Consider the following 22296-nt stretch of genomic DNA (forward strand, 5'->3'; position numbering starts at 1 on the left):
TTTCAGCTGATATTTATCCACTTTAGCTGTTATAATTTTATTAGGTGTATAGATAGTGATCATCGAAAGGAAGTAAGGAGGGAGGGCGTAGAATGAGTCCGATCGAGATGAATGTGGTTCCCATGGGCTGGACACAGATGGAGCTGGTCTTGCTGTTTTTCGGGTGGGAGGCTTGTGACCCAGCCCATTATTGGGGACCGGGTGTACGTGATTCCTACGTTGTACATTACATCCATGAAGGACGGGGCACTGTGTATATGGGGGACCAAGAATACAAGTTGACCCAGGGGCAGGGTTTTGTCATTCTCCCGGACACACTTATTCATTATGAGGCAGATCCGCAGGAGCCATGGACGTATTCGTGGTTTGGATTCAAAGGTGTTCAAGCCAAGGCATTCATGCAACGTGCCCGATTGAGCCCGGAGCATCCAGTGTATGATGCGCGTGATACGAATACGATGGATCAGTTGTATACGGAGATGGTTCAGGCTTCCACGCGTCCGGGAGGCGATGTGATGAACCAGAGTCTCTTGTACCGCCTGATAGCGGAGTTGATCTCATCGTCACCGGTAGAGGAAGAGGAGGGACAGCTTCTTTCGAACAAAGAAGAGTACATCAGGCAAGCAGTTCAGTTTATGGAGAACAGGTACAGCCAGCGAACCTCCATTCTGGATATTGCTCACGCCGTGGGGCTAGATCGCACGTATCTATCGGGATTGTTCAAAGAGCGATATGGCATGTCGCTACAGTCTTTTTTTCTGGAGTACCGTATGAATCGTGCTGCCGAACTTCTTCAGAACCCGGGACTTTCTGTTAGTGAAGTAGCCCACTCGGTAGGTTATACGGACCCATTATTATTTTCAAAGATGTTTAAGCGTGTGACGGGTATATCCCCAAAGGGTTCGAGAATTCGTGATTAGATGCACCTATTGCTTCAAATTTAAAAGAAAAGTTTTGATCATTATTCGTCGTCCCGCTAAACTGATACAGAAGTGTAATTGAATATGTGGAACTTGGTGCTTGCCCGTCAGGGTGGAAGCTTAATAGGGAAGTCCGATGTAATACTGGCGCGGTCCCGCCACTGTAACAGAGGAGTCAGGTAGCGATAATCCAATGGTTTAAGCCGGGAAGGAGCTGCAAGTGACGATGATTCTGGAGCCAGAAGACCTGCCAGGTTTAACAAACACAGTAGTACCCTACGGGAGATAGGAAGGTGTTTAGAGAACATGATTTTTTCTGAAAATCTGTTTGTTTAAGGCGTCTCATTCAGTAATACGGAGAGGGACGCTTTTTTTATGGACGAAGAACATCATGGCACATACATAAAGTTGTGGGGAAGGGCGTTAGAGCACTTGAACAGATATATCGTTAAACGATTATTACAACTGGTCGCCGTATTGTTCGGCATCACGTTCCTGCTAACCTACCTGTCTCCTGGAGAAAGTCTGTCAGGATAATACTGATGTGCGGGTTTTCTTTATAGTCTAAGTAAGGTTATGAAAAGAGAATGATACAAGAAGGGTTACCTCAGAAGTCCATAGATGACTTTCAGATAACCCTTTTGTTGTATAACAGGCATGTTGTGTGTAGTTGGGATGTGACACTGGAATCACTTGTGAATGCTTTATCGTATGTGGTTCAGTACACCTATGTCATTCAGTACACCATAATTTTGCGTAGGCTGTATAGTACTTAGTCTGACACTTCATAGCTTTACATCTTACATTTATATTGCTTCATTGGTTGCTTAACGCTCTACGGATATTCAGTCTATTTTGGAGAGGTACTCTGCATAAGACTCTTCTGTCCACATGTAGTTGTCTACATCTGCTTGGTCAGTTGTATGGACTTCGGTGATTAAGTACTAGTGTGGTACTTGGGATTGGAAGTCGTTTCGGCTGGACTGATCAGCATGATAAAAGACAATATCACCATCCTTCAGCGGCCAGGTTCTGCCTTGGCTGTCAGTTGGCGTGTTGTTGAAACCTTCCATCTGCCATTGATTCATCAGCGGCGCATGAATATATTGCAGATGGGCTGCCTCTGTATTTCCATTCCGCAGGCTTTCCATGTTGAAGTTGACTACGATATAACCATTCTTTAGAAAAATCTTCGATTTCTCATCTAGCTGATTTTGTCGGGCAAGGGGTTCGAGATCCTTCCCTTTTGGTACAGCATATACATCGGCGGGCAAGCTGTACTCCCCGTACCAACGTTGGATTGCTGCATGGGCCCGGTCCACGTTGACCCCGGAAGGAATGTCCGTTTTGGGCCCGATGAGTGTCCGAATCGGAGCGGACAGGATCATCCAGTCATAACGACCTACCCACGTTTTTTGATGAGAAGTCTGATCGACCAGGCGAACCATATGTTCTGCCAACGTACGCTGGCTGCGTTCTTCCGCTGTCAGTTCATAAGTATACTGATAACGCGCTGTATCGCCTAACTCTGTGCCGGGTACATTTCGAAGCCGTGAGTTCAGCACAACAAAGCGTTTCTCCATATCCTGTGCCGATCCGATACGGATCAGGCGTTCCTGACCGCGATGGTAGTACAGATCGACTTCTTGCCGGGAGGACCCATCTTTACTCACAAAAGCAAAAGTGGGTGTAATTCGAATACCATCCTGTTTGCCAAACATATTGCCCTTGGTCTTCAGATCGAACTTGAAATGGTATCCTGTCTTCACAGTCGCGTTAGCGAATCCCTGCACCGGATGGCTTCCTGGTCGAATAGGCAATACAAATGGAGCCAGGTTACCTCGCGGATCACCATCAATGCTATTCATCCCTGTCCAGTAGCTATAGCCCGTTGGTTCGGGACTACCCAACCGCTTGCGAAATACACTTTCCCAGTTGTAATCAGAGATATCAGTGACGTGAAAATCATATAACCTTCCGATAACATCTACCGGCACGGTGTCTGCTGCAACATGATGTGCCAGATTGGTATTGGCATCCTGTTGCTCGGTAAAGTTTGCAGGTGCATTCTCTGCAATATTGCGGAATGCAATGTGATACTTGCCTTCATCTACCCATACGGGAAGATAGAATGTGGTGTCTAGTTGATTGACCGGAATATCCACCCATGTCTTGGACGAGATAAACTGACTCCGATCAGCGTTATAGACATCAAACGGGAATTGCACCTGTTTGATCCGAAAATATTTGGCATAGTCCCGATTTCCATAACCGGGATAACTCGCTGCGTCCAAGTGCTGTCCCGATGTAGGGATTCGCACAATGAACGGGCGTTCCAGAATGAGTGCAGCGCTGGTGGGATCCGGTACGGTTTTCTGATTATGCGGCTGATCATCCGACACCCAGGCATAGTTGACGACAGGAGTGTGCACTGTGACGGTGTTGATGCCGTTAATCGGCAATATTTTGTTGGCGCCGCCATTCACGTTACCCGGTAACAAATCATAATAGATCTCACCCGAGCTTGTGGTGTTCGCTTTATTCAGCAGGGAATTGCTGATCATGTTGCCTGGTTTGTACAGCACATCACGCCCGATCGTCGTTGGATTAGGAATGTTGGATGGCGTGGGGCCATCTTTGGTTGCTTCCACATCATTCATAATGGTTGTGTTGTTGAATTTGACCAAATCATTGTTCACTTTACTTTGAGGTGTGTTGGATTCAGCCATCCCTTTTAGCCTTGATGTATCATCAGGCACACTGGGAGGTTGGTTCAAACCACCTGTTAATTTGGGTGGAGTATATGTGATTGAAGTGGTTTGTCCTGGTCGTACATGGCTTTCTACGGATTCATCATTTCTAGATTCCAGTGTTGGTGGTGTGTATCCTGTTGGATTCATCGTAACGGTCTCTCCGGGCAAAGCGTAACTGTTCATGGTTGCTTTAGCGATCTTATATACTTCCAGATTGTTAATTTTCCAGTAGGAGTAGTCTCTTGTGATTTGGAAGGTGTATGGCTTGGATACCGTGTCATTCGCGGGTACAAGCGGCCCTGGCGTACAACCATCATCATCACATATTTCTGGTCCAGGTACTGTCCATTCTCTGTCGTAAGAGATTGTGATATTGCAGTTGTATGTAACTTTACCGCTCATTTTCGCCCAGGCTTGTTTAAACAGGTAATTGTCAGCAAAGGCATTCGTGTAGAGTGATTCAGAAGTAGGGATTCCTTTCAATACATTGAATGTCTCATTATCTCTGTTATCTGACTTAATAACACCGTTGGCACTTGGATCGAGATCATTCATGCTCATGATGGTTCCAGCAGAAGGTGGACCAATTGTTGGCGTGCAACCTCCACCACCGCCTCCGTTACCGTCGCCCCCGCCAGTACCTGGGTTCTCTTCAACACCAATGTTTGTTGTGGTAGTTAACTCAAATCCATCTTTCTTCCACAGTACGGTTATGGTTGTAGTTCCCCTACTGACAGCTTGGACTAATCCAGAATTACTAACGGTAGCGACACCAGGATTGGATGATTCCCATGTAGTTGTACCACCGCTGCCGGTGTTTACATTGGTCTCGGCTCCAAAGTTTCCATCTCCAGTTTTCGTCTTGACTGTTGCATTAAGTTGTTTGGACTGGTTCAAGCTAAGTTGCCCACCAGCAGTGAGGTTGATCTCTTTGGTTATTTCGGCTTGGCCTTCCCAGTATAGATCTGTGTTAAATAGATAATCTGCAGAATATTTGGGTAACTCATAGGGTCTGTATTCAGTAGGCTCAATAGCTGCACCAATTTGCACAGAAAATTTTGTCTTTTTCTCAGTAAATGATTCTACATTTAACAAGATAGGTAGTCCAGGCCGATAGTATGCTGTGTTATCCATATAGATAGGAGAAATGGAAGTAGAAGTAATCTCAGTTCTTGGATGCGGATTACCTTGTTTATCTAAATACTCTAAAGGCTGATAACTAGGGGATTCTAAAGACAAATTAACACATATTATCGAAGAATTTGGCTTATTGGTAGCAGGATTATTACCTAACTCTTGTCCGTTACATTCTCCAACTACTTTCCATTTCATATTATCTAGTTGAAAGATATAAATCCCGATATTAGTAGTTCCCTTACCTTGAAGAGGTATTATTTTTTTCTGTGATTTTGAGGGAGTAGAAGGTTCTATTCTGGAAGATTGCAAAATGGGTTTGTCCCCAGGACCACCTCCTGCAAAAACAGCAGGAGGTGAAATGAAGACTACACTTAATGCGAGACTTGCGAGAAGTATTTTTTTCAATAGTTTAAGCAAATACACATTATTTCACCCTTATCATTAATTATTAATTAGGTCTTACTCTGAAAACCGTTCCATTTTTTAGAGTGAGTAAAACTTCTGGATTGAGTTCTTTGTCGAAATGTAATAAACCTTCTGCCCAATAAATAGGATTCTTAACATTAAATACTCCCTTTGTACCAAGTAAATTACTGATACGAGGCGCGCTGTAACTAAAAATTGCTTCGCTATTAGGTGATTTAAGAGGGTTAATAGTAGGAGAGTTAATTAGACTTCCCCCTTGTAATTGATTCATAGTGTTCTTTATTCCAAGATCGAATTCAACAAATGAATAATATGCACCTCTTACCAGTTTGTCTTTCTCATCTACAAAGACAGGGTAGTAAATGCTTCTATCGTTACCTGTAACATAGGGGTTAACAACAATCCAATTTCTCACCTTGAGATCAGCGTAATTAGTTTTGGTAACTATTTCTTGATTGCGAATTTTGGAGAAGTCCCCAGTTACCTTGCTGTAGTCGTAAGGATAATTGTTCTCGGAAATCACCTGATACTTAGGCGCAATAACACTCAAATTCGTCCCCGTCAAACCCACTGCTCGCAGTTCATTCAGACCCTGAAAATCGGCAGGTTTTGTCTTGGCAACTGCTGCATAACGAGCAATTAACACAGCAACCTCCGCCCGAGTGGTAGTACGATCCACACCAAATGTTTTATCGTTTGCTACACTCATCAGTCCCGTTCCCAGGGCAACGGCTACTGCATTTTTTTGAGCGCTCGCGAGTTTACCTGTGAAATATTCCTTTGCAGGCACAACAGTGTTTGTCACATCAGAGAGTGCTTGTTTGTACTCAGGATCAACTACGGTTAATCCTTGCGTCAGCCACGTAGCCATTTCGCCTCGTTGAAGAGCACCTTGTGCATCCAGTTTCCCATTGTAATTAGAAGGGCTGATGAAACCTTTTGCTATAGCAATAGAGACACCGCTTTTTGCCCACTCGGGTATGTCCGTGAAATTGTTTTGTTCTTGTGTTGATGCAGTAGGCTGGTTGGATAAACGTCCCAGGATACTTGCCATTTCAGCTTTGGTGACAGGGGAGCTTGGTTTAAATGTTCCATCGGCATACCCTTTGAAATAACCTTGTTCCACGGCCTTATTAATCGCTGAGGATGCCCAATGTGTAGCCGGAACGTCCTTGAACTTAATGGTAGCTTGTGCGGCTTCTACAGAACTCCCAACGCCTCCGAAACCTACGATACCCCCTGTTAATAAAGCCAATGCCGTTACGCCGGAAATCATCATTTTTTTCATGAATCTTACTCCTCTCAATTGTGATTTTCTCTCCTTGATATGTACTGTTCAGGCTACTAGATACTAAATTTGTAATAATAATCAATATTCTACCATGTAGAACTAGGCAGTTGGTATGATTTATCAATAAAAATCCTCCTCTGTATAGAACTCTTACTAATCCTCCAGACCTATATTTCCTCCGAAAAACACAAAAAAAGGCCACGAATCCGCAGATTCATAGCCTTATGCTTTAAGGTCTCCAACATATGTAGTTCCATCAATAGTCAATTCAATAATCAATACATCAAGAATACTCGATTTCCAAACATTTGAAAAGCCCATATTCTTCTTAATCAAAAATAAAATCAGGCTATCGGTGTTCCATTAGGCAATGGATTATCCGGTGTGAGCAAGACAACATCGCCTTCACCAGGCACGCCGCCAAGCACAAGTACTTCAGAGACAAAACCGGCAATCCGCCGGGGTGGGAAATTAACTACAGCAACGACCTGTTTGCCGATCATCATGTCAGGCGTGTAGCGCTGGGTAATCTGAGCACTGGAATGTTTCAGGCCAAGTGGACCGAAGTCGATCGTCATTTTAATAGCGGGAATGCGAGCCTTGGGAAAGGGTTCGGCTTCCACGACTGTACCAACCCGGATGTCATGTTGCATGAACTCTTCAAAAGTAGCCATAGGGGTGAATCTCCTTTCAACTATTGGGGACTATTATAAATGAAAAATCAACAAAAAATCCAGATTACGCTGTATCGTAACCTGGATTTCTGTTGTGTTGCTTTGCAACAAATTAAGAGCCGTTCCAATTCTCTCCGGTAAGGTATTTCTCGGTGAGGATGGATAACATCTGAATGCCTACTTCATTATGTCCGCCTTCTGGAATAATGATATCGGCATACTTCTTGGATGGCTCGATAAACGCATCGTGCATCGGTTTTACCGTTTCGAGATATTGTTTGTACACCGATTGGATCGTGCGTCCGCGTTCCTCAATATCCCGCAGTACTCTCCGCAAAATCCGCACATCAGAATCAGTATCAACAAATACTTTGATGTCCAGCAAACTGCGAAGATGTTCGTCGATTAGCACGTGCAATCCTTCTACAATGACAATATGGTTCGGTGCCAGTTCAACCGTCTCATTGGCAGCACGGTTATCTATGGTGAAGTCATATACGGGAGCATAAGCCGCTTGGCCTTTTTTCAACAGGGTGAGATGCTCAATCAACAGATCATTATCGAATGCAAACGGGTGATCGTAATTGGTGAGTCGGCGTTGTTCAGGTGTGAGCTGCGACTGGTCTTTGTAATAATTGTCTTGGGATATAAATGTGACCTTACCTGATCCCAGACGGTCTATGACGGAGCGAGCTACCGTCGTTTTACCGGAGCCGGTTCCTCCGGCGATACCAATAATGAGCATGGTTGTTCCATAAGCCTCCCTAGAATGGCAGCATAATCATGGATAAAGAGCGCTGATCCAGAATCAATTCAGCACCTTCATTCACTTGTCTGTCTGTGAATACACAATTCCTTCATTGTACCATAGCGCATTACTTTTTTCATCTGCTTTGCAGAGGCATGTATTCCCTGACAAAGAAGGATTGACATTCTTGTGAACAGGCCTATAATAATACTTATATTCATAACACGGACTGTTACTGGGCGAACCAGGCATGACCGAATTCGATTATTTAACTGTAATCGCTTTCGGTCTTTTTTTATTTTCATCGGGGGGTGAGGACATTGAAGGTTATTAAGAAAGTGAATAACAACGTGGCGATTGCCATTAATGATAACAATGAAGAAGTATTTGTCGTAGGTAAAGGGGTAGGATTTCTGAGAACGCCTTATGAGCTGACAGAGACGGACTTGGTGGAGAAAATTTTCGTAGCACCGAAAAATATCCGTATGTATGACCTCCTGAACAGCATTCCAATTGAGGATATTTATCTCGCTGAGGAAGTCATTAAGCTGGGCAGTCAGATTCTGAATAAAACATTTAACCCGAACCTGCTCCTCACCCTGTCCGACCATATCAGTTTTGCATTAACTCGCACCAGAGAAGGCATCAGTATCAAAAATCCGCTGGAATGGGAAGTGCGGACACTCTATCCGGACGAGACCCGGGTGGGGGAGGCTGCGCTGAAGCTGATTCAGGAAAAAATGGATATTACTCTGCCGACAGCCGAAACAACACTGATTGCTCTGCATTTTGTTAATGCACAGGTTGGCTCCGGAGAGATGACGGATACCACTAAGGTGACCACAGTTACGGGCGAGATTCTGTCCGTGATCAAATATGCGCTCAAAATTGACTTTCAGGAGGATTCCATCCATTTCATGCGCTTTGCCACACATATCCGGTATTTCATTCTGAGGCAGATGAGCGGTAAGTCCCTCAAGGATGAGAATGAATCGCTGTTCCTGATGGTGAAGGAGAAGTTTCCGAAAGAACTGGCTTGTGTGGAGAAGATTGCTGATTTCCTGAAAAATAATTACTGCTGGACCTGTTCGGATGATGAAAAATTATATCTGATCTTGCATATTCAACGATTGATCTCAAATGAACCAACGGAATGAACTAACCGAATAATCCATATTGGACTGTTACTGATTCGATCAGGCATGACCAAGCGTAGGGAATGACGATTCCCCGGCTTGGTCATTTTTTATATAAACATTTCAGTTGATGTAGAGGAGAAGGGTCATGAACAACAAAGACTTGGCTAAAAACGTACTTGATCTTGTTGGCGGCGAGCAAAATATATCGGGTCTGACACACTGTGCAACCCGTTTGAGATTCGTATTGAAGGATGATAACAAAGCAGACCTCAAGGCGCTAGATCAGCTTGAAGGCGTGCTCAAGGCACAAAATTCCGGTGGACAGATTCAGGTTGTTATCGGTGCCAAAGTAGACGCGGTATACAGTGAACTGAAGAATCTAACTTCTGACCATATTGGCGAGCTTACGGAGTCTACAGACAGTGGACCAAAAAAGAGACGTAACCCTGTCAACGTAGTGCTTGAAACCATCGCAGGTATATTCACGCCTGTTCTGCCAGCACTTGTTGGTTGCGGGATGATCAAATGTTTGGCTACCGTTATAACCGCAATGGGTTACCTGGAAGGCTCCGGCTTCCTGACGATCATTAACATGATCGGGGACTGTATTTTCTACTTCATGCCGTTCTTCCTGGCTGTTAGTGCAGCAAACCGTTTCAAAACCAATCCCTATTTGGCGGTAGCTCTTGCTGCGGGATTAATGCATCCAACCATTTTGAACGCTGCGGCTCAGATTGCTGAGACGGGTGTAAACAGTATTGATTTTCTCGGCATGCCGATTCTGTTGATGAAATATTCCTCTTCCGTCATTCCAATCATTCTGGCGGTATGGATTATGAGTTATGTGTATCCGATCGTCAATCGGGTGATTCCCAAGTTTCTACAGGTCCTGCTTACCCCAATGATTGTTTTGTTCATTATGATTCCAGTGGAACTGATTGTGCTTGGCCCAGTAGGATCATATATCGGTGACTGGTTGACCAATGGTATTAACTCATTGTTCTCAACCGCAGGTGTGCTTGCTGGTGCGATTCTTGGATTTTTCAAACCGATCATGGTCATGTTCGGTATGCACTATGCCATCATGCCGATTCAGGTTCAACAAGTGGCTACACTGGGTGCAACCGTACTTTTGCCAACGGCACTAGCGGCGAATTTGGCTCAGGCTGGAGCAGCCTTCGGTGTGTTTGTCCTAACGAAAAGCAAAACGATGAAATCAGCGGCTGCTTCAAGTGGATTCACCGCGTTGTTCGGGATCACCGAGCCGGCGATCTATGGTGTAACGCTGAAATACAAACGTCCCTTTTTCGCAGGTTGCCTGGCAGGTGGATTAGTCGGTGGATTCTACAGCTTGGTGCATACAACAGCGAATGCAATTTCACTTCCAGGTGTATTGGCAATTGGCACGTATACATCTGATCGTTACATGTATGTCGTTATTGGTTGTATTGCCGCAGTTGTGCTCGGCTTTGTGTTCACGCTGTTGGCGGGCATCAAGGAAGATACAGATGGAAATAAATCGAAGCAGCAAGCTACGAATAAAGTAAATAGCAATCAGACAGTCGTTGCCACAGAGGTAACTCCAGCGTCCGTATCATCACAGACATCCACATCTTCTGACATGCTTATCGTTAGTCCAATGACAGGGGAGATCAAACCGATCTCTGAAGTGGAGGATCAAGCGTTTGCCCAAGAGTTAATGGGTAAAGGCATTGCAATCGTACCGACAGATGGCAAGGTATACGCTCCATTTGACGGGGTAGTCGAAGCACTTTATCGCACCAAACACGCCATCGGATTGAAAGCTACGAATGGTGTCGAGATTCTGATTCATATCGGGGTGGATACCGTCAGTCTGAAAGGGAAATATTTTAACGCCCATATCGAACAGGGACAGACAATCAAGGCCGGCGATTTGTTGGTGGAGTTTGATCCAGAAGGCATTACGTCAGCAGGATATAACACCATTACATCCATCGTGGTAACCAACCTGCAACAGTATGGAGATGTGCTGACTACAGCGACCAGCGGCCCGATCCGGGAGAGCGAAGCGCTAATGAAGCTGATCCCATAAACCCTGAAATAAGACTTTAATAACACGTAATAACAGGAGGAAACTAAAATGACAAATTCCAATTTTCCAAAAGATTTTTTGTGGGGCGGTGCACTGTCTGCCTGTCAGGCAGAGGGAGCTTATAATGTAGATGGTAAGAGCCTGACCATTCCAGAAGTGATGAAATTTAACGAGAAGAACGACCGTAAAGTGACCAAGCAGATTAGAGTGAATTGGGAGATGATTGAAGAGGCTAGGAATGATCCGGATACCGTGAAATATCCGAAGCGCCGGGGGATCGATTTTTATCATAACTTCCGTGAGGATATCGCCTTGTTCGCCGAGATGGGCTTCAAAGTCTTTCGTTATTCCATTTCATGGGCCAGAGTATTTCCAGGTGGCGACGATGCCGCTCCGAACGAAAAGGCACTAGAGTTCTATGACCAGGTGATTGATGAATGTCTTAAACAGGGTATGGAGCCCTTGATCACCATCAGTCACTTTGATACGCCGATTGTACTGATGGACAAGTTCGGAGGATGGTATAACCGCAAATTGATTGATCTGTATGTGAACTATTGTGATGTGCTGTTCAATCGCTACAAGGGCAAAGTGAAATATTGGGTTACATTCAATGAGATCAACATGAGTGTGAAAGCATCGGCCAAAACGCTAGGAATCATTGATTATGATGCTCCGAATTATGAGGAAATGTTGTTCCAGGGGTTGCATCATCAATTTGTAGCTGCGTCCAGAGCAACCAAGATGGCCCATGAGATTGATCCAAATAATCAGATCGGAAGTATGGTGGCTTATTTTACAACGTATCCTTACACTTGCAAGCCGGAGGACGCACTCCAGATGCAACAGGATGATCAGATGAAAAATCAATTCTACTTGGATGTGCTTAATAAAGGCGAATACCCTTACTATAGTAAAACGTATTTCAAAAACAAGGAGATCCAGCTGAATATCGAGGACGGCGATCTGGATAGCATTAGTGCACACACGGCTGATTTCGTGGGGATGTCGTATTATAACTCGATGATTTCCAGCAGTGATACGGAGCAGCTCGAACTAACGGCAGGTAATGTACACAGCGTATATAAAAACCCGCATCTGCCCGCTAACGAGTGGGGTTGGCAGATTGATCCGATTGGCCTGCGGTATACGCTTAATCTCGTCTATGATCGGTATCAAAAGCCTGTCTTCATTCTGGAGAATAGCTCAGGTTTCTACGATAAACTGAATGAAGATGGAACGATCAACGATCCTTACCGGATTGATTTTCTGAGCAAACATATCGAACAGATGGGACTCGCCATTGCCGATGGGGTCGAGGTGTTGGGATACACGATGTGGGGACCAATCGACATGATCAGTTCAGGGACCTCCGAGATGAGCAAACGGTACGGATTTATCTACGTCGATCAGGACGACTATGGCAATGGTACGCTCGAAAGATATCGTAAGGATTCCTTCTTTTGGTATCAGAATGTGATCCGTACCAACGGAGCAGAACTGTAACGCACCATGAACATTTTGGGTCGTATCAAAAAAATACCCGGCGGCTTGCTGATTGTTCCTATGCTGGCCGCCGCGGTCATCAACACGGTGTTTCCATCGTTTTTTCAGATCGGGGATCCAACGACAGCGCTGTTCACTTCGAAAGGTACCATGGTGCTGATCGGCATGATTTTACTGATATCAGGAACACAGCTTAACTTGTCACAGCTTCTGGTGACCTTGAAGAGAGCAGGGGTGCTCTGTATCTCGCGTATCCTCATCAGCTGTCTGTTCGGCTGGGCGTTTGTACACTTTTTTGGCATAAGTGGGGTCGGGGGAGTTTCTGCGGTAGCCTTCATTGCTGTTCTGACCAGCTGTAATCCGGGATTATATCTGGCCTTGATGAACACGTATGGAGATGATGTGGATCGTGCTGCGTTTGGCATTCTGAATCTGATCGCCGTACCGGTTATTCCGGTCATGATATTGAATTCGGCAAGCAGTGTCGGTATCGATTATCTCAGTGTACTTGCTACGCTAGTACCTTTCTTCATCGGCATACTGCTTGGTAATCTGGACAGTAATATACAGAAGATGTTCGCTCCGGGAACACTGGTTCTGCTGCCTTTCCTGGGTACAAGCTTTGGGTCCAATATTGATCTGCGTACTGCATTTCAGTCCAGTTTGTCCGGCTTGCTGGTCACCGTGTTGTTTTTGCTGATCTGCATGTTGCCGCTCATTGGAATCGATCGCACGATATTAAGACGACCCGGTTACGCAGCGGCTGCGACATGTTCGGTTGCTGGATTGTCCATGGTGGTGCCTTCGATGGCTGCCGAGTTCAATCCGGCGTATGCGCCATATGTAGACACAGCTATCGCTCAGATTGCGTTTGCCGTGATCTTGACGTCGGTGATCGTGCCTTATATCGTGAAGCGTTTGGCTGGAGGAACAGCGATGGAAGCTCTTATACGGGAAAATCACTAGCAAAAACAGCACGTGCTCTGTCAGGTCATGACGGATCACGTGCTGTTTTGCTTTGTACATCTATATGATCTCCTGGGGGAGGAGAGGGATCGATCGGTTTATTTTACAGACCCAGCAGTTGTTTAACACTTTCAGCTACAGCTTTGCTGGATTGCGGATTCTGTCCTGTGACCACGCGGCCATCTGTTGTGACATAGGAGCTGAAGGCAGCAGCTTTATCGTATTGTGCAGCGCGTTCTCTCAATGCATCTTCCAACAGGAAAGGAACATACTCGGTTTGTTGAGCCAATGTTTCTTCTTCATTCGTGAAGCCGGAAACCGTTTTGTCGTTGATCAAAAGCAAGCCGTTGGACAGCTTCACATTCAACAGTGCTGTAACCCCGTGGCACACGCCGGATACAACGCCACCTTTTTCATAGATATCACGAGAAAGCTCTTGAAGTTCGGCATTGTCTGGGAAATCCCACATCGTACCGTGCCCCCCTGTGAAGTAGATTGCATCGTAGTCACTCGCGTTTACTTCGCCAGGTTTCAACGTATATTTCAATTGTTTCATGAACGTTTCGTTCTCGAAATAGGCTTTGGTGCTCTCATCCAGAGAATCGCCGAGACTTTTCGGATCAAGAGGTACATTCCCACCTTTAGGGCTAACCAGATCGATCTGAACATTCTCGTTGTGATCAAACTCTTCAATAAAGTGAGTTGCTTCGCTTAGCCACAAGCCGGTAGGCTCGTCCTTCGTTGCGTACTTATCTACATTTGTGAGAACAACTAGTATCTTTTTCATATAAAAAAACCTCCCGTAAAGTATATAACATTCATTTATATTAAATATCACAAAATTAAATTGTGTAAAATCTATTACTAAATATAACATAACCATTTTCTAAAGTAAAATCATGAGCGTATCCGCGATCTCCAATGTGACTTTCAAGCGTAGGAGTAAAGAACAATCTAGTCGTAGTAAATATGCCCGTAAGAATATACTTTTACTTAGTATGCCCTGCTTAATTTACTCAAATTGTAAGCGGAGGTAGGCGGGTGTAAGGGAAATCGAGATTAATTCAAATTTGAAGTTATTTTGATTGAACAACTAGTTCTTTTGATTTAGAATGGCGGAAGATGCCAACAAAAAACTGGTACAAATTACATATATACTTGGAGGAACATTCATGAAACGTTCAGGCAAACTTTTCGCTTCAACAGTAGTTGCTGCTGTTGCTGCAGTATCCATCGTCTCTTCAGCTTCAGCGAGCACAGTTTCCGTCTCCAATATCTCTGGCGTAACACCTATCAACATTAGCGGTATGGATATCGAAACAGCTTTGATGATGGTCCAACAAGAACGTACCAAATTACTGGATGCACAATTGCAAACGCAAATCCAGGAGGTACAGAACCGTAATCAACAGATCGCGGATTTGAACGCTAAATTGCAGATAGCCCAGCAAAATGGGGATGAAGCAGCTGTTCAAAAGCTGAAAGGTCAAATTGATGCTGCGAGCAACTCCCAACAGATGGACATGCTTCGTCTGCAGTCCATGTCCAACAAGCGCAATGAAGCGTTTGATGTCATGACAAACTTTGTCAAAAAAATGCAGGATTCAAGATCATCCATCATCGGTAACATGCGTTAAGAACGGATAATTAACTGCAACAACACAAAAAGAGCGAAGCCGGAATTTACTTTCCGAAACTTCGCTCTTTTTGTATTTCTCTTTTTTATGATATATCTCATCTAATCCAAGTTAGCCCGACCAGTCTCGACGCCGAGTGAACAGATCCTGCAACTCATCCGTCGACAATTCGGTAATCCAGTTCTCGGAGCTTGTGATGATGTTATCGCTAAGCTGTTGTTTGCTCTCCAACATCTCGTCGATCCGTTCCTCCAATGTGCCAAGAGAGATGAACTTATGCACCTGAACATCCTTGGTCTGACCCATACGATAAGCTCTGTCGGTGGCTTGATTCTCTACAGCAGGGTTCCACCAGCGGTCAAAATGGAAGACATGATTGGCTGCGGTCAGATTCAATCCCACACCGCCAGCCTTGATGGACAGAATGAAGACGGACGGTTGCTTGTCCTCAGGCAATGTACGGGATTGGAATTCCTCAATCATACGATCCCGTCCCGTTTTGGACGTACCCCCGTGCAGATATAGCACAGGTTCCTGCAACTCCTGACGCAATACCTGTTGCAGCATCTGACCCATACCGATGTATTGGGTGAAAATCAGGCATCGCTCGCCCTCGTCCCGTAATTCGCGGACAAGTTCCATCAGTCGTTCCAGCTTCGCGGAGCGACTAATCAGCATCGCCATATCCTGCGGGCTGTACACGTCATAAGCAGATGTCAATGTGCCGTCTTCGGGCAGTTCCTCTGGCAAGGCTTCTTTGGTCAGCAGAAGTGGGTGATCACACAGTTGCTTGAGTTGGGTTAAAGCTGATAGAATTGCGCCTTTGCGCTTAATACCTTCCAGTTCTTTCATTTTATCCATCAGAGCCTGCACGGACTGGTCATACAATGCACTTTGTTCGCCCGTAAGGTGAATGTAAGTCTTCATCTCGTTTTTGTCCGGCAGATCAAGCTGGATATTGGGATCTTTTTTCTTGCGGCGCAGCATGAATGGTTTCACCAATTGCTGTAGATCCTGCATCCGCTGCTCATCTTTGTCTTTCTCTATGGCACTGATGAAGCGAGTCTGGAATGCCCGGCCGTTGCCCAGATATCCTGGATTGATAAAGTCATAGATTGACCACAGCTCGGATAACCGATTCTCGATCGGCGTACCTGTCATGGCAATGCGGTGTTTCGCAGGGAAGCTGCGGACAGCCAGCGACTGTTTGGTCTGAGCATTCTTGATATTCTGTGCTTCATCGAGACAGATGCATGACCACGTATAGTTTTGTAACATCTCCTGATCCAGTGTAGCCGTAGCAAAGGACGTGATAATAATATCCACCTGCTCGGTCTGCTCCCGGAATTCTTCTCCACTTAATCGGCGTGCGCCATAATGCAGACTGACATTAATGGAGGGCGCGAAGCGGCTAATCTCCTTTTGCCAGTTGCCAAGTACGGAAGTTGGGCAGATCAGAAGTGCCGGAGCTTGTCCCGGCTTACGTGGTTCATGTTCTTTGATGTGTAACAGATACGTGATGAATTGAATGGTTTTCCCGAGACCCATATCATCGGCAAGACATGCCCCAAGGCCGAATCTGCGCAGGAAACCAAGCCATGCAAAACCTTCCTTCTGATACGATCGCAGCTCGGCATGGAGTCCTGTAGGAATGGGAAGAGAAGGCGCGCCACCTTGTCCGCCCCCGAGTTGTGCAATAACCCGGTTCAGGTGCTCATTCAGTTCTACTTCCAGCCGAATGTTCTGGTCATCCTGTGGTTGCTGCTCTTCCTCGGTTTGTTGTCCTTCCTTCCATTTCTGGTTGCGATATTCCCGTTGCTCATTGTGCAGCAGATGCAGGTGCAGAATATCCTGGAATGAGAGTCCCTGTTCCCGATCTACACCGCCCATGGCACGACGTATCTGTTCCAGCAGGTCGGGGTCAAGAGGAACCCATTCTCCACGGAAGCGAACCAGTCGTTCATTACGGGCAACAAGGTCGGCGAATTCATCTTCGCTGAGATCCGTGTCACCAATCGCAATTCGCCAGTCAAAATGAATAATCGAGTCCAGTCCGAAGAACGATTGGCCCCGCTCACTACCTTCCTCCGGCTGTACCTTAGCACGCAACTTTGGTTTCTTCTTACGGGCTGCTTCCCACCAACCAGGCAGCAGAACTTGCCAGCCCGCTGCGAGCAACCGCCCGCTATCCTGCGTCAGAAACTGCCAGGCTTCCTGATCTCCCAAAGGATCACTCAGCACATCCCGCCTGCCGCTAATGGAGCTTCCAAGACGCGGCAGATGTGCACGCAGCTGATCCAGCCATCCGGCGGAGCGATCCAGAATGAACGGTGTCCATAACTCGGGCCATTCGCCTTCAAGTCTGCCCCGTGAATCCAGCATGACGGGCACCAATACAGCGGCATCCAGCTTGTTCTGCAACACCAATCGCAGCCGCCAAGATGGCTCATCCTCGTCCGGTTCCTGCAACTGCAGCATGGGTCTGAATGGTGCGGCATCTGCTTTCCAGCCAATAGATACGAGCCAGGACTGGGCGTCCATTCCGGCTGTCTTAGGGAGAGTGCCGCGCTCTGGGAACAACTGCGGAAATTCACGCCTCAGATCCGTTGCAGCTTCTTCCGAACTGTACCAGCGTTGGAATACGAAGGCGGAATAGGCCGCCCCGAGTCCTTCGGCATAACTCTCGTCCGTTTGCTGAATCGCTTTGGTAAGCGAAGATCGATCCTGCTTTTTCAAGCTATCCGGGTCCCAGGTCCACTGAAGCTGTCCTGCACGGTAGGCCTCGAAGCTAGGTACGTATTTTCGTTTCTCTATGGAGGATGCCAGTGCTGGAGCTAGTCGAATCAGATGTTCCGCTTGCTCGTCCCACTTCCATTCAATATGAAGCAGCGTATGCATCTCGGCAAAAAAGGGAATCACTTCTTCCGCAGGCAGAACAACCAGCTCAATCTCCTCAATCTGCCGAACTTCCAGTTCGGTACCGTAGAAGGAAGGGGCATGCCAAGCGAATAATCGATGCTTAAGCGACTGTCCCGGTACAAAGTGGTGTGTGTTGAGTGCTCCGTAAAACAAAGCATCGCCATATCCGGTTAAAGCGACATGAACCTCAATCGTTTCAGTGTAAGGATGAATTAAGCTCATGAGATCAGTTTACCTTTCCGAAGCTCTTCCTGCAGGGCGCGCAGCCGACTGTTACGAACAGCGAGTGTGGTGATGAATTGCTCCCAGTGCGCTTCTTGCTTCATTTTTTTATAAATTTTGGACAGACGTTTCAGCAGCTTTACCGCTGCTTTGTATCCGTCCCTGTTCTTGTGTCCGATATAACGCTCTACCGCTTGATGATAGAAGGGGAGCAGCAACTCAGGTGCATCTTTTTCGATTGGTTGCAGCATCGCTACGCGGAATTCGAGAGGTTCCGTTCCCGTACTCAGCTGAAAATCAATCCACCTGCGCCACTGTCCACGCGAATGCATGGCATCCTCGTAGGCTGGGCGGGAGTGGGGAAGCATACTGACAAGCGTGTCCCACATGCGGTTCTCTGCATCGGGCAGATGTTGAATGGCCGAATCCCACAGATGCATGTAATCATTCAAAGGTGTGTTGCGCCGATTCGCCAGAAGGGGTCCAAGTTGTACCAACCAATCCCCAAGCCGCTTCCATTCAGCCGAATCTGCGAGTACATGAAGAAAATGCAACAGCTGTTCTGGCGGGAAACCGTAGGCCGAGCTTCCATGGATGAGTCGCTGCCATGCCTGATCATCTTGTCCCAGATGGAAGTGCATCCAGCTCTGCGCGAGTAACAGCGGCAGGGGAAGTGTTACGGTTTTGCTCGGTCCCTCACTACTACTTCCATTACTTTGAGTGCTACCCAAGACACTTCCACCTGACTGGTGAGGTGTCGAAGCGGCGGTTATACCACGCTCTATATCATTTAAGATAGCCTGTTCCGATGATAGCATGTCCCGTGGCCCTTGAAGCTCAGGCACAATCCAGTTCAACCACAGTTGACGATAGATCGGAGTGAAGAACATCATGCTGGCTGTCTCCGACATCATCTGTTTACGTAAATAAGCCGATGTTTCGGCCAGTCTGTTCCAATGTTGCTCAAGCTTGTTTCCCTTTAGACCTGACAGGTCTAACGCATGGTTAAAGATCCGTTCAATGTCTTTCTGAAGTGCATCCACCGCGAGCTGGGCAGGGTAGCTCAAGTACACGGGGGTATGCGTGATGGAGTTACGAGCCGGAGGCACGCAGAATCGGATGAGGTACAGCTGTACATGAAGTTCAAAAAGTTGGTCCATTGCAGCGGACAGCCTTGGTTTAATGGCATATAGCTCGTCCGTTGCTTCCTGTACGTAGGATGTGCTTGCTGTGCCAGTACCCAGCCGTCTCAGACAGGAGTGGAATAGTTCGTGCCATTCCGAGATTTCGAGATCGGCAAGTTCTGTTGCACGTTCCTTGACCTGGCTGTATTGGTTATCCGGAATGTCCATATCCTGTTGTTCATCGGATTTTGTATAGCTGGATAGTCCTGCTGACATGGCTCCGACGGGTTTAGTCGTTTGTTTGAGCGCAGTACTGGAGTGCGCATTCACAATCGCATGCACAGGTCGCTCCAGTTGCTCGGCATAACTCATCAATACAGCAGTCATATGTTTGCATAGGGAACTCACCGGACAGGTACAATGACTGGTAGACAGAGATTGCATGCTCAGGGTGACCTCATATTCTTCCGATCCTTGTACAATGGCCGAGATCCCTTGTTGTTCGGAATAGGTTAATGGTCCGACACGTTTTTGTTTATAATATTGGAATCCGCGCATGATCGTCAGGTTATTAAAATGCTCCGCAATCTGCCTGATCCACTGTTGCCACTGCGCATCATCCATCCTCATGTTATTCGGTATGTTCATCATTCCATCTCCTGGGGTAAACATAGGTTCAGTAATCACCACGTTTATAACGTGATGTTGTGAATTTGTTGTATCCATCATATCAGTTATGAGTCAATCCGTGCATGGGTTATGAAGAATTTGAAGTTATTTTAGACCAACAGGAGTCAGGATGAACACGTCGGTTCTGCTGGCGGACGACATGCAAGAATGCACCATATTGTGTATGCTTATGGTATGTATTCCTTTCAGGAACGATGCAGGCCGAGGAAAAGGCCATACTACAAACAACAGGAGAGAGCATATGAAAATACTTACGTTAAACACACACGCCTGGGCGGAAGAGGATCAACTGAACAAGATCAGTCAACTGGCTGATTTTATTAATACACATCAATTTGATGTGATCTCCATGCAGGAGGTCAACCAATCCATGCAGGAAGCGGCGCTTTCTGAAGAAGAGCTGAAGATGTATTATGCCACTGAATCCGACGCTGTGATTAAAAAAGATAACTATGCCTACGTCCTGCTTCAGCAGCTGACAGAGCAATATTACTGGACGTGGATACCCGCCCATGTCGGGTTCCAAAAATACGATGAAGGACTGGCGATCCTTAGCCGGACGCCGATTAAGCAGGCTTTTGGGGAATACGTGTCCCACATGCGAGATTATAACAACTATCGTACACGCAAGATTGTGGGAATTCAGACGGTCGTCCAAGGTGAAGCAACCTGGTTTGTGAACGGACATTATAACTGGTGGGATGATGCGCAGGAACCCTTCAAGGGACAGTGGGAGTTGACGGAGAGCAAGCTTGCCCCCTACATGGACCAGCCGTTATATATAATGGGTGATTTCAATAATGTCGCGGAAGTGCGTGGTGAAGGCTATGATTATATGATGAATAAAGGCTGGAATGACCTGTACACCACAGCATTGCAAAAGGATGAAGGAGCAACCGTGGTGAAGGCCATTGCCGGCTGGGCAGATAACAAACGCGATCTTCGGATCGACTATATTTTCTCCAATCGTCCGATTCAGGCTAAATCTTCTACCGTGGTCTTGAACGGTAAAAACGGGCCGGTAGTGTCTGACCATTTTGGCGTCGCTGTAGAGATATAACAGCCGTGTGAGCATAAACAGTAAAGGTGATATCACCGCAAATACGAAACAAAGCCTCCGCTGACTTCCTGTAAAGGGAAGTGGCCGGAGGCTTTTTACATTCAAACATAATTTCCTATGTACATGTAATATGGTTTGTTCTTCTTGGTGCTGCGGAACTGGACTACTATTCGAGCGCCAGCATCTGATGTACAAACTTTTTCAGATTCGCGCTTGTCTCACTAAGCTGTTCGATACTTTCCATGAACTCGGTAACAAGCTTGGCCTGATCCACTGTTGCGGTTGTAATCTGACTGATCTCCTGCTCCATATGTTTCATGGAATCTTGCACGCTGCCTAGGGATGATTCGATATCAGCAGCTGCTTGTTTCGTATGATCCGACAACTTGCGTACTTCACTGGCTACCACTCCGAAGCCAGCTCCCTGATCACCAACACGGGCTGCCTCAATCATGGCGTTCAGTCCAAGCAGATTGGTTTGTTCGGATACTTCACGAATAACGTTCGTTACTTTAGATACACTGACCGAGTTCTCTGAAGCTTTCTTGGAGTTACGAAGAATCTCTTCTGAGGTCGCGGTAAGTTCCTCCGAATGTGCTGCGATCTGCTGGATGCCACCGACTAGCGCATTGATGGTCGTTTCATTTTCGCGGATCAGCGTTTCCAGTGTCATGTGACTATCCAGTGCGTAGTTCACACCCAATATACCCACGACCTGATCGTTCTCTTTAATAGGGATTAGAATGGCATCAAAAGGTCTGCCCTGCAGATCACCAGGCATGCGTGCCACGGTACGGGAATCTCTGTTAGTCAGCATTTTGAAATGTTTATAATCATCATGTAGCTCATCCCCAACCTTCACGCCAATCTCCAGACTTTTTGCTTCGGAAAAATACAATACTTTCTCATGATCATTAATGGATATGGATATGTCGTCACGGAACATTTGGCTAACAAAAGGCATAGCATTTACCAGAGATTCAAGAGTATTCAATGTGCATCTTTCCTTC

At 46.2% G+C, this 22296-nt stretch carries 15 protein-coding genes and 1 riboswitch; of the genes, 7 read left to right on the forward strand and 8 right to left on the reverse strand.

Annotation, left to right across the window (positions count from 1 at the left end; translation table 11 throughout):
* Window positions 1-92 precede the first annotated feature (92 nt).
* Window positions 93-920, forward strand: coding sequence for an AraC family transcriptional regulator (locus tag MHI06_RS01195; protein WP_340400148.1), 828 nt, complete (start codon window positions 93-95; stop codon window positions 918-920).
* Between the two features lie 77 nt (window positions 921-997).
* Window positions 998-1190: riboswitch (cobalamin riboswitch) on the forward strand.
* A 674-nt stretch (window positions 1191-1864) separates the two neighbouring features.
* Here MHI06_RS01195 and MHI06_RS01200 read toward each other — a convergent pair.
* The 4 genes from MHI06_RS01200 to udk form a co-directional block, all read right to left on the reverse strand.
* Window positions 1865-4768, reverse strand: a complete 2904-nt coding sequence (locus tag MHI06_RS01200) for a DUF5704 domain-containing protein (RefSeq protein ID WP_340400149.1) — start codon at window positions 4766-4768, stop codon at window positions 1865-1867.
* A gap of 490 nt (window positions 4769-5258) precedes the next feature.
* The gene (locus MHI06_RS01205) at window positions 5259-6524 is read right to left on the reverse strand and encodes an S-layer homology domain-containing protein (RefSeq protein ID WP_340400150.1); all 1266 of its coding nucleotides are present in this window, start codon (window positions 6522-6524) and stop codon (window positions 5259-5261) included.
* Between the two features lie 347 nt (window positions 6525-6871).
* The gene (csaA, locus tag MHI06_RS01210) at window positions 6872-7201 is read right to left on the reverse strand and encodes a chaperone CsaA (protein ID WP_340400151.1); all 330 of its coding nucleotides are present in this window, start codon (window positions 7199-7201) and stop codon (window positions 6872-6874) included.
* A 112-nt stretch (window positions 7202-7313) separates the two neighbouring features.
* Entirely contained in the window at window positions 7314-7946 is a 633-nt protein-coding gene (gene udk / locus MHI06_RS01215; RefSeq protein WP_169482164.1) for a uridine kinase, read from the reverse strand.
* Between the two features lie 314 nt (window positions 7947-8260).
* On the opposite strand from udk, the gene MHI06_RS01220 reads away from it, so the two are divergent.
* The 4 genes from MHI06_RS01220 to MHI06_RS01235 all read left to right on the forward strand — a co-directional run bounded on the left by MHI06_RS01220 (window position 8261) and on the right by MHI06_RS01235 (window position 13634).
* A complete protein-coding gene (locus tag MHI06_RS01220; RefSeq protein ID WP_340400152.1) occupies window positions 8261-9106 on the forward strand; it encodes a PRD domain-containing protein in 846 nt (281 codons plus the stop codon).
* Between the two features lie 127 nt (window positions 9107-9233).
* Complete coding sequence (locus MHI06_RS01225; RefSeq protein ID WP_340400153.1) at window positions 9234-11162, forward strand: beta-glucoside-specific PTS transporter subunit IIABC; 1929 nt, start codon at window positions 9234-9236, stop codon at window positions 11160-11162.
* A 48-nt stretch (window positions 11163-11210) separates the two neighbouring features.
* Window positions 11211-12668, forward strand: a complete 1458-nt coding sequence (locus tag MHI06_RS01230) for a family 1 glycosylhydrolase (protein WP_340400154.1) — start codon at window positions 11211-11213, stop codon at window positions 12666-12668.
* A 6-nt stretch (window positions 12669-12674) separates the two neighbouring features.
* Entirely contained in the window at window positions 12675-13634 is a 960-nt protein-coding gene (locus MHI06_RS01235) for a 2-keto-3-deoxygluconate permease (RefSeq protein ID WP_340400155.1), read from the forward strand.
* Between the two features lie 103 nt (window positions 13635-13737).
* Here the strand turns inward: MHI06_RS01235 and MHI06_RS01240 are convergent, their stop codons facing one another.
* Complete coding sequence (locus MHI06_RS01240; RefSeq protein WP_340400156.1) at window positions 13738-14421, reverse strand: type 1 glutamine amidotransferase domain-containing protein; 684 nt, start codon at window positions 14419-14421, stop codon at window positions 13738-13740.
* A 385-nt stretch (window positions 14422-14806) separates the two neighbouring features.
* Here MHI06_RS01240 and MHI06_RS01245 point away from each other — a divergent pair, with 385 nt between their 5' ends.
* On the forward strand, window positions 14807-15271 hold the full coding sequence (locus MHI06_RS01245; protein WP_340400157.1) for a hypothetical protein: 465 nt from the start codon (window positions 14807-14809) through the stop codon (window positions 15269-15271).
* 111 nt (window positions 15272-15382) lie between these two features.
* Here the strand turns inward: MHI06_RS01245 and MHI06_RS01250 are convergent, their stop codons facing one another.
* Both MHI06_RS01250 and MHI06_RS01255 read right to left on the reverse strand, forming a co-directional pair.
* The gene (locus tag MHI06_RS01250) at window positions 15383-18403 is read right to left on the reverse strand and encodes a DEAD/DEAH box helicase (protein ID WP_340402028.1); all 3021 of its coding nucleotides are present in this window, start codon (window positions 18401-18403) and stop codon (window positions 15383-15385) included.
* Window positions 18404-18408: 5 nt separating this feature from the next.
* Window positions 18409-20187 carry an SWIM zinc finger family protein gene (locus MHI06_RS01255; protein ID WP_340400158.1) on the reverse strand — a complete coding sequence of 593 codons (1779 nt, stop codon included), beginning with the start codon at window positions 20185-20187 and terminating at the stop codon, window positions 18409-18411.
* Window positions 20188-20467: 280 nt separating this feature from the next.
* On the opposite strand from MHI06_RS01255, the gene MHI06_RS01260 reads away from it, so the two are divergent.
* Window positions 20468-21286, forward strand: coding sequence for an endonuclease/exonuclease/phosphatase family protein (locus tag MHI06_RS01260; protein WP_076320084.1), 819 nt, complete (start codon window positions 20468-20470; stop codon window positions 21284-21286).
* Window positions 21287-21452: 166 nt separating this feature from the next.
* On the opposite strand, the gene MHI06_RS01265 is transcribed toward MHI06_RS01260, so the two are convergent.
* Window positions 21453-22280 (reverse strand): methyl-accepting chemotaxis protein, encoded by an 828-nt coding sequence (locus MHI06_RS01265; protein ID WP_169482172.1) that lies wholly within the window; start codon window positions 22278-22280, stop codon window positions 21453-21455.
* Window positions 22281-22296 lie beyond the last annotated feature (16 nt).

It is taken from the genome of Paenibacillus sp. FSL H8-0079, from assembly GCF_037991315.1.
GTDB lineage: Bacteria > Bacillota > Bacilli > Paenibacillales > Paenibacillaceae > Paenibacillus.